A 17,513-nucleotide genomic window follows, 5' to 3' on the forward strand; every position below is an offset into this window, starting at 1 on the left:
TGCAGCATGCCTATACTTTTATGGCTTTTTCGTTGAAGCTATGACCTATTATTTTGGCAAAAAGAGTGACTGGATTCCGCTTTTGGACAAATCTGCGGGTGCGCTGCACATCGACATCTTTCATTCAGACAACTCCACCTACGGCACAGAGTGGAACGGCGTGCGTCTAAACGATGACTACCATCGGCTCTATTTTATCGCGGAAGGTGAAGCCGAAGTCACCTATAACGAAACGACCCAGAAATTGGTCGCGGGCCATACCTATCTTTTCCCGACCACGACGCTGTTTCGCTATGCGTGCCCTTCGCATCTGCGGCTGCTCAATGTGTGTTTCAAAATGACATTGGACAATGGCCTGGACGCGCTGGACCTCCACCCTTTCCATGTAATCGTGCCCGCGATGGATATGACCACAACACTCAACAAGATGGTGGAAATTGATGCGCTGGCGCAAAAGCGTTCCTTTGCGCACCAGCTTTCGATACGCGGCCAAATCCTGACGCTGCTTGGCCCGCATTTTCAAGCATCAGATACCGAAAAACTCCGCAAACGGCGCAAGGATATGAAACGTCTGGCACCCGCCTTGCGCTATATTGAACAAAACCTGGAAACGGGAATAACAGTCGCCGACTTACCTCGTCTGGCCGCAATGAGCCGCTCATATTTCGCCAAGAAATTTACAATGACTTTTGGCATGTCACCACAAGATTACATTCGAAAACAACGCATTGAACTGGTAAAACGGGAACTGCGCCTCTCATCACAACCCATCTCAAATTTGGCAGAAGACCTCGGCTTCAGCAGTGCATCACATATGTCGCGTGAATTCAAACACCACACCGGCTATACCCCCAAACAATTCAGAGCCTTCGATCGCTTTTTTGATTAAAAAATGTGCATCCATTCTTTTCTGATTAACGTTGGCGCAGATGGCACGCCTTGCGCCATTCTTTCCCAAGTCACACGGCAAACACCGCATTTATGATTGACGTGTATTGAGTGGGATGATCTTCATAGACTGCAATGGTCATAGGTCGCGCGACGCACCCGCGGCCTATGGCCATACAGTTGAAGGGGACCGTGCCCGCGGTAGGCTCGCGCAACCCCGTGAAACCTCTAAGCCTTTGTAAAACAGAGATGTAAATACTCGGGCGATGGCCGATTTGGACGTCAAACAAAGGGGGGAGACGGACGCCTGATTGGCCGGACCAAAGGCGGCTGAACACCAAGTTGCGCGCCATCAACCACGGCCAGAAGGGTGTAACAAGTGTCGAAGCCGGATCGAGAACATGTTCGGTCGGATGAAAGACTGGCGCGCATCGCAACTCCGTACGACAGATGCACCAAGACCTTTTTATCAGCCATCGCATTCACCGCTCTTGTCATTTTCAGGCTATAAGCCTCGATCATATGTGTTTCATAAATTTGGGATTGATTTTTTAAAACTCCACCTGTCAGATACCTGTAAATACATTTAAATTTATGGTGATTCTTATGGCCACAGTTAATGGCGACGGCAACGGCAACTGGCTTGACGGTACAATTGCGCCGGACATCATTTCCGGCTTCGGCGGCGACGACTGGATTGAAGGGTGGCAAGGTGGCGATTCGATCAGCGGCGGGGCGGGCGCGGACTATATTCGCGGCAACGATGGGCCTGATGTCATTTGGGGTGGTGAAGCCGGGCTTGCGGATGGAGTGAACAGTACCGAAGGCCAACCACTTTATTTGCCGGGAACATTCAATGAAATAGATGGCAAAGATACCATTTATGGCGGCAGTGGTCGGGACTATCTCGGGGGCAACCAAAACGACGACCAAATTTTCGGGGAAGAGGGTGACGACACCCTGATCGGGGGACAACAGAACGACAGCCTATATGGCGGCGAAGGTGACGATATTCTGTTCGGCGACAGTCTTCTTGCAACGGGTGAAACGCTGTTGGATGACAATGACGCCATCGACCTTTTGCATGGCGGTACCGGTGATGACACCCTGATCGGTGGGCCGGGCAATGATTTGCTTCAGATTGAGGACTTCGCCGAAGCCGTTGACGATGTGTTCATCGGAAGTGAGGGTCAGGATACTCTGGAATCCGGGTTTTCTCCTGAGTTTTTGAACCTCAATTTAGGCTCGGAAACGAGCTATTCTTACGATGGAACGACCTACACAGTTCCGGTGTCCATAGAGTTTCTGGATATGAACGGCACCGCGTTCTCCGGAACGGACGATGCCAATTTCTTTGACCTTCGCGGCCTGACAGAAATCATTGCGCCGGAAAAATTTTGGCTGGAAGGAGGCGATGACACCTTTGAGGGGTCGGATGAAGGTGAGGACGTCAGCGGTGGTGCTGGCGATGACCTGCTCAACGGCAATGGCGGTGACGATACGCTAAATGGCTCGACAGGGACGGACACGATAAACGGCGGCGCGGGCGATGACCTCTTGGTGCTTGAGGAATTCGCAGTAGATGTGAACGATGTTTTTCTTGGCGGCGCAGGCGAAGACACTCTGTCTGGCTCTTTTATACCGGAGTTCGAGAATTTATTTCTTGGGGCGACTGTTACCTATCTGATGGACGGTGTCTCCACGACATCGGAAGTGTCGATCGAAACCCTGAATATGAATGACACTAGGTATTCCGGAACGGACAATGCCAATTTCTTTGACCTTCGCGGCCTGACAGAAATCATTGCGCCGGAAAAATTTTGGCTGGAAGCAGGCGATGACACCTTTGAGGGGTCGGATGAAGGTGAGGACGTCAGCGGTGGTGCTGGCGATGACCTGCTCAACGGCAATGGCGGTGACGATACGCTAAATGGCTCGACAGGGACGGACACGATAAACGGCGGCGCGGGCGATGATCTCTTGGTGCTTGAGGAATTCGCAGTAGATGTGAACGATGTTTTTCTTGGCGGCGCAGGCGAAGACACTCTGTCTGGCTCTTTTAGACCGGAGTTCGAGAATTATTTCTTGGGGCGACAGTTACCTATCTGATGGACGGTGTCTCCACGACATCGGAAGTGTCGATCGAAACTCTGAATATGAATGGCACTAGGTATTCCGGAACGGACGATGCCAATTTCTTTGACCTTCGCGGCCTGACAGAAATCATTGCGCCGGATAAATTTTTGCTGGAAGGAGGCGATGACACCTTTGAGGGGTCGGATGAAGGTGAGGACGTCAGCGGTGGTGCTGGCGATGACCTGCTCAACGGCAATGGCGGTGACGATACGCTAAATGGCTCGACAGGGACGGACACGATAAACGGCGGCGCGGGCAATGACGAGCTGACCGGTGGCAACGATGTCGATACGTTTGTCGTGACCCTCGGGTCGGGCAATGACACCATCACCGATTTCAATTTTGGCACCGATATTATTGACCTGTCCGCTTTGAGCGAAGATGAAATCGGCGCGATCACGATTTCCGAAAACGGCAATGGCGATCGCGTCATGACCCTTGGCGATGGCTCTAGCGTGACATTCAATAACGTGCCCGTGAATTTCGCCACAACCGGCGCGGTCACGCTCATAGGGGCCGCTCCGGCAGTGCAGGGAAATGTCATTACCTACGACATTTCGACTCTGGGCGATCTGGACGGCCTCGACCGGGACAGCGTCATGATCCAATGGCTTCGCGACGGTGTTGAGGTCAACGGCGCAACGGGCGGCAACTATGGTCTGGACCAGGACGATGTTGGTGCCCGGATCACCGCCCGCATCAGCTATTCCGACGATTTCAACCGGATTGAAACGGTGACAAGTACGCCGACAGGTCTGGTGCAAAACGTCAATGATCCGGCAAGTGGCGAAGTTCTGGTCACCGGAACCGCGCGCGAAGACGAAACCCTGACGGCAGATATTTCAGGCGTTTCCGACATTGATGGTTTTGATCCGACCGCGGTTCAATTCCAATGGCTGCGCGATGGCGCCCCGATCAATGGCGCCACTGGCCCAACCCATGTGCTGACCCAGTCCGATGTCACTTCCGAAATATCGGTCCGCATCAGCTTTAACGACGATTTTGGCAGCGCCGAGACATTGGTAAGCGCCACGACACCGCCGGTGGAAAATGTCAACGACGCGCCCACTGGTCGCGTCACAATCAACGGCGTGGCGATCGAGGGGGGCATTTTGACCCCGTCCTCGACCCTTGCTGATGCCGACGGCATCGGTTCGTTTGACTATCAATGGTTGCGGGACGGTGTGGCCATTCAGGATGCGACCTCGAAGTCCTATCAATTGGTCGATGCTGATACAGGGGCCAGAATTTCGGTCCGTGTCAGCTACACTGACGCTCAGGGCACCTCCGAGTCAGTGACCTCAACTGAAACAAGTGAAATCCCTGGACGTGTCAACACCACCGGAACGCCCCAGGCAGATAGTATTATTGGCACCGAAAATCACGAGGTGATCGAAGGGCTGGCCGGCAATGACCTCGTTGTTGGCGGCGGTGGGTTCGACCGGCTCTTTGGCAACAACAATGATGACTTTGTCTTTGGTGATGGCCAGGCCGCGGCCTATTATGGCAACGCCATCGCCAATCAGGTCTATCGGCTGTATCAGGCGACACTGGACCGGATGCCCGATGCGGGTGGCCATGCGGCCTGGTCCGGGCGGATCGCCAGCGGCGAACGCACGTTGCAACAGGCCACCGAAGGCTTTGTCCGCTCGCCGGAATTTCAGGCGACCTATCAGAACCTGACGGACGAAGCCTTTGTCAGGCTGCTCTATAGCAATGTGTTGGACAACGATACGCCCGACGCGACGGGTCTGGCGCGTTGGACCGGCGATTTGGCCAATGGCGCCAGCCGCGCCGATGTGGTGTTGGGCTTCTCGCAAAGCCCGCAGTTCATCAACGAAACGCAGGCCGCGGCCAACGGCTTTGCTGCGCAAAGCCTAAGCTCCACCTGGTCGGACGATGTGTACCGGCTCTATCAGGCAACGCTTGACCGCGCGCCCGACTACATGGGCCAGACCAATTGGACCGGGCGCATTGCCAGCGGCGAACGCACCCTGCTGGAGGTCGCCGAAGGCTTTGTCGCTTCGCCGGAATTCCAGGCGACCTATCAAAACCTCACGGACGAAGCCTTTGTCAGGCTGCTCTATAGCAATGTGCTGGACAACGATACGCCCGACGCCGCCGGTCTGGCGCGTTGGACCGGTGAATTGGCCAATGGTGCCAGCCGTGCCGAAGTGGTGTTGGGCTTCTCGCAAAGCCCGCAGTTCAACCAAGAGACGAAAGCGGCGCTGAAAGCATGGATGCGCGCCCAAGGTGTCGATGACACGATTGATGCGGGCCCGGGCACCAATGTCGTCGCAGGTGGGCAATTCGCAGATGTCTTTGTGTTCAACAGCGCAGACGCGAGCAGCACGACAGTCGCCGATCTTGAAGCCTGGGATTACATCGACCTCAATGGTTTCGGCTACGCCGATGCAGACGCGGCGCGTGCCAATATGACACAAACCGGTGCTGACCTGGTGTTCATGGATCAGGGCACAGAAATCACGTTCCGTAACACGACGTTGAGTGACATTACGGACGACATGTTCCTGATGTGACACCCTTAAACACGAGCCTCTAGTTGTGGGTTTTCAACAGGCCGCCCATTCGATCCGGACCGAGTTGGTTGGAGTTACCAAGCAACACCCCGTTCGGAGGGATCGAATGGGCGCAACTTGAACCAGCGCGAGATTGGAGAGTAATGCTCGAACGGGGCGTTGGCGTTTCGTATGCGCCCATCCTGCGCTGGACCATCAACTTCAATTCAATGATTGCCCGCACCCTGCGACGTCGCCAGCCACCCCGCAAAGCGCGCGGTCGCGCCTGGCCTGAATCATTAGCCCCACAAGGGCCTCAACAGGTTTCCAGACAGATCGCAACGCCTTGGCCGCCTCCGATGCAAAGCGCGGCAAGGCCCTTTTTTGCCCCGGTTCGCTTCATCTGATGCAAAAGCGTGACAACGATGCGCGCCCCGGATCCGGCCAGAGGATGACCAAGCGCGATGGCCCCACCATTTGGGTTGATCTTGCTGTCATCCCAACCGATCTCGCGGTTCACCGCGATCGCCTGGGCGGCAAAGGCCTCGTTCAACTCAATGACGTCCAGATCCGCCGCACGCCATCCGGCCAAATCCAATGCCTTTCGCGCGGCCAATGCCGGTCCCAACCCCATGTCCATCGGGTCCAGCGCCGCCGAGGCATAGGATGCGATGCGGGCCAACGGTGGCTGGTCGACCTCCCGCAAGCGCCGCTCGCTGCCCACCAATAATGCCGCAGACCCATCGTTGAGCCCGGACGAATTGCCAACGGTCAGGGTGCCTTCGGGGTCAAAAACCGGTCGCATGGCCGCAAGATCCTGTGCCGATACATCCGGGCGGGGGTGTTCGTCAGCGGAAATGGTCCGGTCACCGCCTTTGGCGGGCACCACCACCGGCGCGATTTCCTGCGCGAAATGGCCCGCCCGGATCGCAGTGGCGGCCTTTTTCTGCGACAGCAGCGCAAATGCGTCCTGCTCTTCCCGGGTCACCTGATACCGCGCCGCCAGTTGTTCAACTGTCGCACCCATATGGATGTCATTGAACACATCCCACAACCCATCGGTCAGCATCATGTCCCGCGCCGTTGCATCCCCCATCTTTTGGGGGCTGCGGATATGCATGAAATGCGGGGCCGACGTCATCGAATCCTGACCGCCAGCAAGGATCAATCCGGCATCACCTGCCTTGATCGCCTGTGCGGCCATATGGATCGACTTTTGCCCCGCGCCGCACACCATGTTCAGCGTGACCGCTGGCACATCGACGGGAATGCCGGCACCCATCGCGGCCTGCCGCGCCGGGTTCTGACCGGCGCCGCCAATCAGAACCTGCCCCAGCAACACCTCGTCCAATGCGCCCGCGTCCAGTCCGGTCTCTGCCAGAAGCGCGCGAATGACCTGAGCGTTGATGTCCGCGGCCGACAGTCCGGTAAAGGCGCCATTCAGCTTACCAATTGGCGAGCGTTTGGCCGCAGAGATGTACACCTGTTCCATCGGTTCAGGCCCAGCCAGCGGTTGACTTGATCTCCAGATAGTCGTGCAGGCCCCATTCGCCATGTTCGCGCCCGTTGCCGGATTGCTTGTAGCCGCCGAATGGGGCACGGGCATCCCAATCCGCGCCATTGATCCAGATTGACCCAACCCGAAGCCGCCGCGCAATGCGCCGCGCCCGTTCCAGATCAGGCGTCTGAATGTATCCCGACAACCCATAGATTAAGTCATTGGCGATGCGGATTGCATCCTCTTCGGTGTCGTAGCCGATGATCGTCAGAACCGGGCCAAACACCTCTTCGCGGGCGATGGTCATGTCATTTGTCACATCGGCAAAGACCGTTGGCCGGACAAAATACCCCCGGCTCAGCCCCTCTGGCCGCCCCAGCCCCCCTGCGACAAGTGTTGCGCCTTCGTCGATACCCGCCGCAATCAACGACTGAATTCGATCAAACTGTGCGGCGTTGACAACGGGGCCAAGCGCCACATCGGTCATTGGGTCACCGACACTATGGGCCTCTGCCGCTTGACGTGCGACATCGCGCGCTTCGGCCATCCGGTCATGTGGCACCAACATCCGCGCCGGGGCACGGCACGCCTGACCGCAGTTGACGAAACAGGCATCAACCCCTTCGCGCACCGCGCGGGCAAGATCGGCGTCGGGCAGTATCAGATTGGCAGACTTTCCGCCCAATTCCTGCGCGACGCGCTTGACGGTCTCTGCCGCGGTTTTTGCCACGGCAATTCCGGCGCGGGTGGACCCGGTGATCGACACCATATCAACCTCTGCATGACGCGACAGCGCCTCGCCTGCGATATGGCCGTATCCGGTCAGATGATTGTAGACGCCGGGTGGGAAACCAGCCTCATGCACCAGTTCGGCAAAACGCAGCGACGACAGCGGCGAAAATTCGGACGGTTTGGCGATCACGGTACAGCCCGCCGCCAAGGCCGGGGCCACCTTGACCACCAATTGGTTCATCGGCCAGTTCCAAGGCGTAATAAGCGCGCAAACGCCAATCGGCTCTTTCGAGATCAGGGTAGAGCCGCGCATCTCTTCAAAACGCTCGCCTTCCAGCGCGTCTATCGCCGCCTCAAGATGCATCCGCCCCACAGCCGCCTGTGCGTTCTGTGAAAAGCTGCGGGTGGTGCCCATCTCAGTCACCATCAGATCGGCGATCTCGTCGTAGGCACCGTTATACAGCTCTAACAGGCCCCGCAGAAGCGCCAGCCGTTCCGCCGGTTCCGTCAGCGACCAGCGGTCAAAGGCCCCCCGAGCAGCAGCCACCGCTGCCTCGACATCATCGGTGCCCGCCATGGGAATGTCGGCGATCTTGTCTTCGGTTGCCGGGTTGATCAATGCGTGGGTATCGGTTGAACGTGGCGCAACCCATGCGCCGCCAATATAGAACCTGTCGTATGTCATCTTGATATCCTCCTCATTCTGCGGTGTCAGACCGCAGGTCGGTAGCGTTCGAATTGAGCGTCAAATTCGGCGCGCGCGTCGGGCAAAGCATCCGGCCCGGCAAGGCGATACATGACCCCGGTGGTCGCGCTTTGGCGCACACGGTCCATCAAGTCGCCCGCAACCTGTCCCATCGGATCAGTGCCGCAGAGCCGTGCAAAACGCAGTGCCATTTCGTTTTGGCGGCGATAGCCGCTGTGATGGCCCTGGTGCGTACAAGCCTCAATTCCCGCGCGCATTTCGGCTTCGCTACGCGCAACGACACCACCCCAAGTATAGGCCAAAAACCGGGCCTGTTGTTCCAGCGGTACCGGATAAGACCCCATTTGTGACCAAAGCCCCATAAAGGCGAGCCCCGGCAAATCGGGATGAAAGGTGAATTCATCCAGCGTGATCGCGTTGTCGGTCACTTCGAGCGTCTGACGCATCGGTTCGGACAGAAACGGCAGGTTCAGGGCAAAACCCGTGGCGGCGATGATCCCGTCGGCCTCGACACTTTGCCCATCTTCAAAAGTCACACACCGGCCGTCGATCCCGGCAATCCACGGCACCGGTTTCACGCGACCTTCGGCCACCAAATTCAGATAATGCTGAGAGCCCGTCACACCGGCACGGGCAAAATCCGCATGTGGTTTCGGGGCGCCGTAACGGCTTGGATCTCCGGCAATGCGATGGACCAAAGCCTCGTCATTCGCGGCCAAGGCAGCCTTGTCATCGCCAAGGCACAGCGCGGCGCGATCATAGGTAAAGACGAAATATTCCAACGGAACGCCCGTGACCATTTTCGGATTCACATAGCGTTGCCGCCGCTGCGTCAGCCGGACCGAGGCCGCCCCCAACATCGACAGGTCGGACGCAATCTCAAGCGCCGAGATCGACCCGCCAGCTACGATCACATGACGCCCGCGATACAGGTCCGGGTTCTTGTAATCAAAACTGTGAACAATCCCACACTCACCCGTAAACGCCTCGGCTTCGGGGATCGGCGGGATCACCGGCTTATTGAACCGGCCGCTGGCAATGACAACGCGGGCAAAGGTTTCGGTCCGCGCCTCGCCGCCCTGCACAAACGTCAGGGCATAGCCCGCGTCTGTCTGTTCCATCATCGTCAAACGGCAACCGAACTCTGCACGCTCCAACAGCCCATGCGCGTCGGCGTAGCGGCGCATATAGGCCAATACCTGGGCATTATGCGGGAACAGCGGCGTGCCCTCGGGCCAGGGTTGATCGGAAAACCGGGTGCCTTCACCGAAGGTATTTGTGACCATTCCCGGCCAGATACCACTGGCCGGATTGTCATGCGCCCATTGCCCGCCGGGGGCCTCATGCGCTTCGAATATGCGCGGGCAAAAACCTTGCGCCTTTAGCCAGCGGGCGGCGGCAATGCCGCCCGGCCCCGCACCAATGATAGCGACCTCTTCCATGACGGTCTCAGTGGAAATAGATGCCACCACAGACGTTCAACGCCTGACCGGTGACAAAACGCGACTGATCCGAGGCGAAAAAGACGGCTGGGCCGACAATATCGTCAGGATCACCCAGACGTTTCAGGGCGGCCACATTGGCCCAGTGGTCCATTGCCTCCTGCGTGCCAAGGTTTTCCTTGCCCATTTCGGTCAGGATAATACCGGGGCAGATCGCGTTGACGGTGATACCGTCCATCCCCGCCTCTTGCGCGTAAACCCGTGTCAACGTGATGTCGACGGCCTTTGTCGCGGCATAATGGCCTTGGGTCGGCACGCCCTGACGCCCGGCGATTGAGGCGATGTTGATGATCCGTCCGGCCTTGCGCGCCCGCATCTGCGGCAAGACGGCGTTGGTGACAAGCAACACGCCCTTGGCGTTCACATCGAAATGCGCATCCCAGGTCTTTTCGTCCAGATCTTCCAACCGGCTGGGGATCAGAATGCCGGCGTTGTTGACCAGAATATCAATCTGCCCCGCTTCTGCCACGGCCGCTTCGACAGCGGCCTTGTCGGTGACATCCAGATGCAGCACGCGGGCCTTTTGACCCGTCGCCGCAATGCGGTCACGCACCTTTTCCAAATCGGAATTCTGCCGTTCCAGATCGCTGATCACGACATCGGCGCCGTTTTCCGCCAGACCAACGGCAACAGCCGCACCAATTCCGCGCGAGGCCCCGGTAACGAAGGCGGTTTTTCCTGCAAGCATCATGCCATTTCTCCCAAAGTTTCGCGCAGCGGCCAATTTTCCATTGCGGCGCAAGTGTCGTCGAATGAGGTCAACCGCCCCTGCGAGCCAAGGCCAAGCGCCACATGGGCGGCAACGGTATTGGCAAAACGGGCGCATTCGCGCAGCGACCAGCCCTTGGCCAGCCCCACGATGATGCCGGCGGTAAAGCTGTCCCCGCATCCGGTGGTGTCGATCACATCAATCCGGTGCGAAGGCAGATGAAACGGTGTCCCTTCGGCGGGATCGACATAGACCCCGTCCCCCTCAAGCGTCAGGATCGCGTTCTTGACCCCGCGTGCCTTGAACCAACGCGCGACAGCGGCGGGATCGGTTTCGCCAGACATCGCCGCGGCTTCGTGGATCGACGGCACGAAATAGTCGATATACGGGAGCAGCGGCAGCACCTTGGGGACGGTTTCGGCATTGGCCTGGATCAGGTCAAAGACGGTTGTACGCCCCATCGTTTTGGCACGTTTCAACAGATCGACCGATGCCGCGCCATCAAAGGCGTCCAGAAAGCCAGTGCCGCCAAGATGAATGATGCCTGCGTCCAGAATGCGCGCGATCTCTTCCTCGGTTGGCAGAAAGGTCTTGCTGGTGCCGGGCACAAAGAACGCCGCGCGTGCGCCATTGGGCCGGATTGGCAACATGCTGCAAGAGGTCTGCTCGGTATCATCGCGCTGAAGCAGATCAAGGTTCAGACCGTATTTTGCCATGTCTGCTGCCAGAAAATCGCCCATGGCGTCGCGTCCGATGCGCGCCGCAATCTGGCCATTCAGCCCGAGGATTGCGCAATCCACCGCAGTCGCGCCGGCGGTTCCGGCCACGGTCATGGTAATTTCGTCAATGAATGTGGCCCCGCCGGGGGCGGAAGTTCGTCCGCATAGCGGCCAAGCACATCAAGCACCAAAAAGCCGACGGCGCTGAAATCATAAGTTGGCATTCTGTCGTCCTCCATTATGCGTCGCTCAGGCCGTAGCCAGAGATCTTGTCGATAACGTCTTGAATTTGTTGGTCGCTCAGAAGTGGCGGTTCGCCCAATTGCAGACAGCCGTGGTATTGCCGCGCAAGGGTTTCCAGTTCTTCCGCCAGCCAGAACGCCTGAGCCAGATCACTGCCCGCCGCGATCATGCCGTGGTGCGCCAGAAGACAGGCCTTGCGCCCTTCCATGGCTTGCAGCGCCAGACGGGACAGTTCCGCCGATCCGTAAATCGCATAGGGCGCACAGCGGATATCCGGCCCGCCGAACACCGCAACCATGTAATGCAGCGGCGGAATGTCCCGGCCCATGATTGCCAGCGTGGTGCAAAAGGTCGGATGAGCGTGCAGCACTGCGTTTTCTTCCGGGCGCGCGGCCAGAATATCGCGGTGAAAGCGCCATTCGCTGGACGGTTTCCACGGTCCATGCGGCGTGCCATCCATATCGAGATAGACAATATCCTCGGGCGTCAGGCTGTCGTAGGGGCGGCTTGTCGGCGTGATAAGAAGCCCGTCACCGTGACGCAGGCTTACATTGCCAGACGTGCCCTGGTTCAGCCCCGAGGCATTCATTTTCCGACAGCAATCTATGATTTCCTGCCGTTTGTCGTCTTCGTTTCGATTGTCCAGCATTCCGTGTCCTCCCGTTATCGTTTGCCGCCCGCAAGCCGCGCCGCCTCTGGCTGGTTGCGAAGGATAAGCATGGCGGCCAGCCCGATGACCGGACCGGGCACAAGCACCAGAAACGTCCAGCGCCACCCGCCAAAAGCGTCTGCCACCACGGGCAAAAGCCAAATTGTGAAAATTGTGATCGCGAAACCCACGCCCATCTGAAACGCCAGCCCGGCCCCGACCTGTGCCTGATCTGACAACTCGGTCACGGCGGCCGAAAATTGCGCACTGTCGGCCACGATGGTCAGCCCCCAGATCAGCGCGACGGTCAAAAACATCCATGTCGGCGCATCAAACAGAAACCCGATCAAAAGCGCGCAACTGCCTGAAATGGCCATCGCCAGGGCTGTTGTAGCGCAGCGCCCGATCCGGTCGGCCAATGCCCCTGCCAGAACGCACCCCGGTGCCCCCATTGCGACCACCGCAAAGGCCAGCAACGACGCATTGAGCGACCAGGATCCAGCAGCATTTGCCGCCGTGGCATAGGCCAGAAACCAGCCCCACATGGCGTAGAGCTCCCACATGTGGCCAAAGTACCCAAGGTTCGCCAGCATCACCGGACGATTGCGCAGGATTGCCCCGATCTGGCGCAGATCAACACGCGCCCGCGCGAAACCATGCGGCCCCTCGCGCAGTGCCGTTGCGAACACGACCGCCGCGCCGACCGTCGCAAGGCTGCTGACGATCAGAACGCCCTGCCACGGAAATGTCGCCCCAAGCGCCCGCACCAGATGTGGCAGCGCCGATCCAAGCGTCAGCGCGCCCACCAAAGTCCCCATGGCAAGACCACGGCCCTGCACAAACCAGGTGGCAATGAACTTGAGCGCGGGGGGATAAATCCCGGCAAGCGCCACCCCGGTGACGAAACGGGCCGTAACGGCACCCGTGATCCCCGGCTCCAGCAACAACACCGCATTTGCCAGCGCCGCCAGTATGGCCGCCCCGGTCATCAACCGCGTCATGGGCCAGACATCCGCCAGCGACATCACACTTGATGCCAATGCCCCAAGAACAAACCCCGCCTGCACGCCGTTTGTCAGCCAAGCCGCCTCTGCCGGGGTCAGGGACCAGCTTTTGCTAAGCTCGGGGATGATTGCCGTTGCCGAAAACCAGGTGGTCATCGACAAAACAACAGCCAATCCCGTCAGCGCCAAAGCGCGCCACTTATCGGTGTGGGCGCCGGTCACTTACAGACCTTCGAGCGGCATGGTATAGGTCGTGGCACTGCCCTCGACACAGATGTCTCCGGCCGCATCGACAACCGAAACCGCAAGTTCGCAAATCGGCTTGTCACCCCGAACCGAGGTCACTTCGACCCGTCCGGTGATCTTTTCGCCAACGCCGACGGCCTTGCGGAAATTGAGGTTGGTGTTCAAAAACACCGTGCCCGGTCCGGGCAGGTCTTCGGCAACGCAGGCATTGAGAATCCCGGTCGTGACACCGCCCTGCACAATCAGTTTGCCAAAGGGCGTTTTCTTGGCCAGCGCCTCGTCATAATGCACCGGGTTGCGATCACCGGTCATCGCGGTAAAGGCATGAATATCGCCCATCTCGGTGGTCCGGCTACGCTCGGACTTTTGGCCGACTGCGGGCTTGCCTGCCGTCACATTGGCCCAGCCGTCTTTTCCTGTGGTGCTCATTGATTGATCTCCTCGGACAGTGTGAAACAAGGCAGCACGCGGCCACCAATATCTGTGGGGGCAAAAGCCAGCGTTGCACCGACCGTCGGCGTCCGTGCATTGGTCAGGATATGGCTGAGCATCGTTGGCCCTTCGGCCAGCTCAACAAGCCCGACAACATAGGGGGCCACCGGCGCCCAACCGGGATGCCCCGGCTTGTGAATGACCGAAAAACTTTTCAGCGTCGCGGCCCCGCTTGCCCGCACCCAGGTCAGCGCATCGGCCCAGCAGTGCGGGCAAATCGGACGCGGGTAGAAAACATAAGCGCCGCAATCGACACAGTTCTGGATCTTCAACACGCCATCTGCCGCGCCTTGCCAGAAATGGGCGTTCAACGGTTCGTAAATCGGACCGGGAACCTTGAGTTGTGCAAGATCGTTCATGACGCGCCTCCAAGAACCAATGCCACGGCTTCGCTCATCGTGGCGCCGTTGCCGGTGACCAAAGCGGTGTTGCACCCGGCGATCTGTCGTCCGGGCGTGTCACCCCGGATCTGGCGCACGGCCTCCACCACATGTGTCATGCCACCCGCCAGATCGGGTTGACCAAAGCCAAGCTGCCCGCCATGTGTGTTGATCGGCTGACGCGCATCCGATCCCATGCCGCCATTGTCCCGCAGCCACTGCCCGAATTTCCCCGGTGCGCAAAGACCGGCGTCTTCAATCGTGGCGGCCAGCATGATGGTGTAGCAGTCGTAAAAGCTCAGAAAATCCACCTGAGCCACGTCCATCCCCGCCTGCCCCAACGCGCGGGCAATGGAGGGCTTCAACGGCCCCGAGGTAAGATCCGGCGCTTGGCTGACCGCACGGTGGGTGACCTTTTCACCCGCACCCAACAGATGCACGGAACGGTGCGGCCCCTTGGCGGCGCGTTCGGCTGTGGTGACAATCACCGCTTCACCGCCGGCCACCGGCATGACGATTTCAAACAAATGCAGAGGTGAGGCGATCATCGGCGAGGCCAGAACATCGTCAACACTGGCCGGAGCACCATGGAAAATAGCCGCCGGGTTAAATTGAGCATTTGCTCGCGATCCAGCGGCCAGGGCGGCATAGTCTTCGGGCTTACATCCGTAGCGGGCCATATGGGCCTGCATCAGCAGCGCATAGGATGTGTTGGCCCCCGACGCCCCGAACGGCGTGTCGAATTCACGCGCAGGGTTTCGATTTGGCGACCGTGGCGCAACCGGATTGCGATGATTGCCCAGAACGCAAAGCACGGTCTCGCACTGACCCGCCGCAATCGCCGCCGCCGCGCGCCAGATCATGCCAGGGCCAGAGGCTCCGCCCAGATCGACCATATTGGCCATCGTCGGCTGCATCCCGAAATATTCGGCCACGGCTGCGGGCACATGCTGCGGTGTTTCGCCGACCTGCGGACCGACCAGAAGCCCGTCAACCTCGGACGGCGCAAGTCCGGCATCGGCAATCGCCTCCGCCGATACGCGCATGAGCATATCCATCGTCGCGACATCTTCTGTGCGGCGCTGCGGCGTCAGCTCTCCTATGCCGCTGATTGCGGCACGCGGGGACAGGTGCCTCATAGCGATGCCTCCCTGTCCAGCGCGCGGTATTCGTCAAGACATTCGGGATTGGCAAGAGAACTCAGGTTTTTCACCACCCCTCCGGCCAGCGCGGTGCGCGCCGCCCCCTCAACGCGCTTGCCGTTGATTGTATAGGGAATATCGGCCACCACATGGACCCGTGCCGGAACATGGCGGGGCGAGGCTTCGGCGCGGATTTGTGTGCGCAGCTGAGCAACAAGTTCCGCGTTGATTGCAACCCCCGGCACCGGTTTGAGCGCAAGAACAACCTCTTCATCACCCTCATGCGCCGCGCCGAAGACAAGAAAGTCTTCCAGGGCGCGCTGGCGTTCACACACCGCATAGATTTCGGAAATTCCGATACGAACGCCGCCGGGCTTTAGCGTGTTGTCTGATCGACCGTGAACAATTGCACCACCCAAGGGCCGGATCTCTGCCACGTCGCCATGTGTCCAAACTTCGCGGCGATCCCCGAAATAGGTGTCGCGATACCGCGTGTCGCCGCCTTCGCCCCAAAACGTCAGCGGCATGGAGGGAAACGGCTCTGTGCACACCAATTCGCCCCGACGCCCGACAACCGGCGCGTCACGGTCGTCGAATACGGCTATGGCATGGCCAAGCGCCGGCACTGTCAGCTTGCCGCGCCGCACCGGATGCAAGGGAGAGCCAATCAGAAAGCACCCAAGAATTTCGGTGCCGCCAGAGATCGACGCAAACATCATGTCCCGTTTGACCGCGTCATACGCCCAGTCGAACTGATGCGGCAGACAGGGCGCACCGCACACCATCAACGACCGGAGCGACGACAGGTCATGACGTGCGCCGGGGTGGTATTCCTCGGCCTCCAGCGTGGCGAGGTATTTCGGGCTGGTGCCGAAATGCGTAACCTTGACCTGCTCGGCCAATTTCCAAAGCGGCGCGGGGTCAAGCCCATCTGCCGTCTTCAGGATCGGCGCGCCATCATACAGAACCACAGCCGCCCCCGCACCCAACGCGGAAACCATCCAGTGATACATCATCCAAGCGGTATTTGTGTACCAGAACACGCGATCCTGCGGACGCACATCGCCGTGCAACACGTGTTCTTTGAGGTGCTGCATCAGCACGCCGCCGGCGCGATGGACAATGGCCTTTGGCGCGCCTGTCGTGCCGGATGTGTAAAGGATATAGGCCGGATGATCGAAAGGCAGCCTTGTGAAATCCGGCTCCATATCGCCCTCGCCTGCACCGAAATCGGCAAAAGCGGTTGCTGTGGCATCGGCCATTTCGCCTTCGCCGCTAATCACAAGGGTCTTGATTTCAGGCACTTGCGCCAGAACCTCGGCGATCCGCCCGGCAATGTCATGCATCCGACCACCGTAGCGATAGGTCGGCGCAGCAAAGAGAACCTTTGGCTCGACCTGCCCGATCCGGTCCACAATCGCGGCGGTTCCGAAATCGGGCGAACATGATGTCCAGACCGCACCGATGCTAAGGCTGGCAAGCAAAGCCACCAAACCGTCTGCGGTATTTGGCATCACGCCGGCAACCCGATCCCCGGCCACAACACCCGCCGCACGCAGGCCCGCTGCGACCCGCCCGACCTCTGCGCGCAACGCCCCACGGGTCAACGATGTCACTGCGCCCAGCTCGTCGGATGAATAGACGGCGATATCGCCTGGCTCACCCTTCAACAGGTTTTCGGCCAAATTCAAACGGGCCTGCGGGAAAAACTGTGCGCCGGTCATCCATGCGGCATCGTCAGGCACAAAGGCTGTTTCGCCCTTGTCGCCCATAACACCGCAGAAGTCCCACAGCGCCGACCAAAATGCGCCAAGGTCCGAGACCGACCAACGGTGAAGCCCCTCGTAATCCGCCGGATCAAACCCGTTGGCACGGGCGAATTTCGCCAGTGCCGTTTGCGTGGATGCTTCGGCGGGGGGTGTCCATAGAATATCTGTATCCGGCATCA

Annotated in this window: 15 protein-coding genes and 1 pseudogene; 4 read left to right on the forward strand and 12 right to left on the reverse strand. The window is 59.1% G+C overall.

Features of this window, described 5'->3' with window-relative positions:
- Positions 1-40: 40 nt before the first annotated feature.
- Positions 41-889, forward strand: coding sequence for a helix-turn-helix transcriptional regulator (locus AC0L4F_RS13795; RefSeq protein ID WP_244689181.1), 849 nt, complete (start codon positions 41-43; stop codon positions 887-889).
- A gap of 40 nt (positions 890-929) precedes the next feature.
- Positions 930-1,061: pseudogene (locus tag AC0L4F_RS13800) on the forward strand (IS5/IS1182 family transposase); the annotation flags it as partial.
- Between the two features lie 109 nt (positions 1,062-1,170).
- Here AC0L4F_RS13800 and AC0L4F_RS13805 read toward each other — a convergent pair.
- On the reverse strand, positions 1,171-1,410 hold the full coding sequence (locus tag AC0L4F_RS13805) for a hypothetical protein (protein ID WP_473446533.1): 240 nt from the start codon (positions 1,408-1,410) through the stop codon (positions 1,171-1,173).
- Positions 1,411-1,494: 84 nt separating this feature from the next.
- Here AC0L4F_RS13805 and AC0L4F_RS13810 point away from each other — a divergent pair, with 84 nt between their 5' ends.
- Both AC0L4F_RS13810 and AC0L4F_RS13815 read left to right on the forward strand, forming a co-directional pair.
- A complete protein-coding gene (locus AC0L4F_RS13810; protein ID WP_244689183.1) occupies positions 1,495-2,997 on the forward strand; it encodes a calcium-binding protein in 1,503 nt (500 codons plus the stop codon).
- Positions 2,997-5,564, forward strand: coding sequence for a DUF4214 domain-containing protein (locus tag AC0L4F_RS13815; protein WP_244689185.1), 2,568 nt, complete (start codon positions 2,997-2,999; stop codon positions 5,562-5,564). Before AC0L4F_RS13810 ends, AC0L4F_RS13815 begins: the two co-directional genes overlap by 1 nt.
- A 295-nt stretch (positions 5,565-5,859) precedes the next feature.
- Here the strand turns inward: AC0L4F_RS13815 and AC0L4F_RS13820 are convergent, their stop codons facing one another.
- The 11 genes from AC0L4F_RS13820 to AC0L4F_RS13870 form a co-directional block, all read right to left on the reverse strand.
- Positions 5,860-7,035: an acetyl-CoA C-acetyltransferase gene (locus AC0L4F_RS13820; protein WP_244689187.1), complete on the reverse strand. Its 1,176-nt coding sequence runs from the start codon at positions 7,033-7,035 to the stop codon at positions 5,860-5,862.
- 4 nt (positions 7,036-7,039) lie between these two features.
- Positions 7,040-8,458 (reverse strand): aldehyde dehydrogenase family protein, encoded by a 1,419-nt coding sequence (locus AC0L4F_RS13825; protein WP_244689189.1) that lies wholly within the window; start codon positions 8,456-8,458, stop codon positions 7,040-7,042.
- A 26-nt stretch (positions 8,459-8,484) separates the two neighbouring features.
- A complete protein-coding gene (locus tag AC0L4F_RS13830) occupies positions 8,485-9,921 on the reverse strand; it encodes a flavin-containing monooxygenase (RefSeq protein ID WP_244689192.1) in 1,437 nt (478 codons plus the stop codon).
- Between the two features lie 7 nt (positions 9,922-9,928).
- Entirely contained in the window at positions 9,929-10,672 is a 744-nt protein-coding gene (locus AC0L4F_RS13835) for an SDR family NAD(P)-dependent oxidoreductase (protein WP_244689193.1), read from the reverse strand.
- Positions 10,669-11,523 carry a carbohydrate kinase family protein gene (locus AC0L4F_RS13840; RefSeq protein ID WP_244689195.1) on the reverse strand — a complete coding sequence of 285 codons (855 nt, stop codon included), beginning with the start codon at positions 11,521-11,523 and terminating at the stop codon, positions 10,669-10,671. The genes AC0L4F_RS13835 and AC0L4F_RS13840 overlap by 4 nt, the downstream gene beginning before the upstream one ends.
- 124 nt (positions 11,524-11,647) lie before the next feature.
- Positions 11,648-12,301: a class II aldolase/adducin family protein gene (locus AC0L4F_RS13845; protein WP_244689197.1), complete on the reverse strand. Its 654-nt coding sequence runs from the start codon at positions 12,299-12,301 to the stop codon at positions 11,648-11,650.
- 14 nt (positions 12,302-12,315) lie between these two features.
- On the reverse strand, positions 12,316-13,527 hold the full coding sequence (locus AC0L4F_RS13850) for an MFS transporter (RefSeq protein WP_244689199.1): 1,212 nt from the start codon (positions 13,525-13,527) through the stop codon (positions 12,316-12,318).
- Positions 13,528-13,980, reverse strand: a complete 453-nt coding sequence (locus AC0L4F_RS13855; protein WP_244689201.1) for a MaoC family dehydratase — start codon at positions 13,978-13,980, stop codon at positions 13,528-13,530.
- Positions 13,977-14,402 carry a Zn-ribbon domain-containing OB-fold protein gene (locus AC0L4F_RS13860; protein ID WP_244689204.1) on the reverse strand — a complete coding sequence of 142 codons (426 nt, stop codon included), beginning with the start codon at positions 14,400-14,402 and terminating at the stop codon, positions 13,977-13,979. Before AC0L4F_RS13860 ends, AC0L4F_RS13855 begins: the two co-directional genes overlap by 4 nt.
- Entirely contained in the window at positions 14,399-15,562 is a 1,164-nt protein-coding gene (locus AC0L4F_RS13865) for a thiolase family protein (protein WP_244689206.1), read from the reverse strand. Before AC0L4F_RS13865 ends, AC0L4F_RS13860 begins: the two co-directional genes overlap by 4 nt.
- Positions 15,559-17,511, reverse strand: a complete 1,953-nt coding sequence (locus AC0L4F_RS13870; protein ID WP_244689208.1) for an acetoacetate--CoA ligase — start codon at positions 17,509-17,511, stop codon at positions 15,559-15,561. The genes AC0L4F_RS13865 and AC0L4F_RS13870 overlap by 4 nt, the downstream gene beginning before the upstream one ends.
- Positions 17,512-17,513 lie beyond the last annotated feature (2 nt).

The sequence above is a fragment of the Marinovum sp. J2-8 genome, from assembly GCF_055808435.1.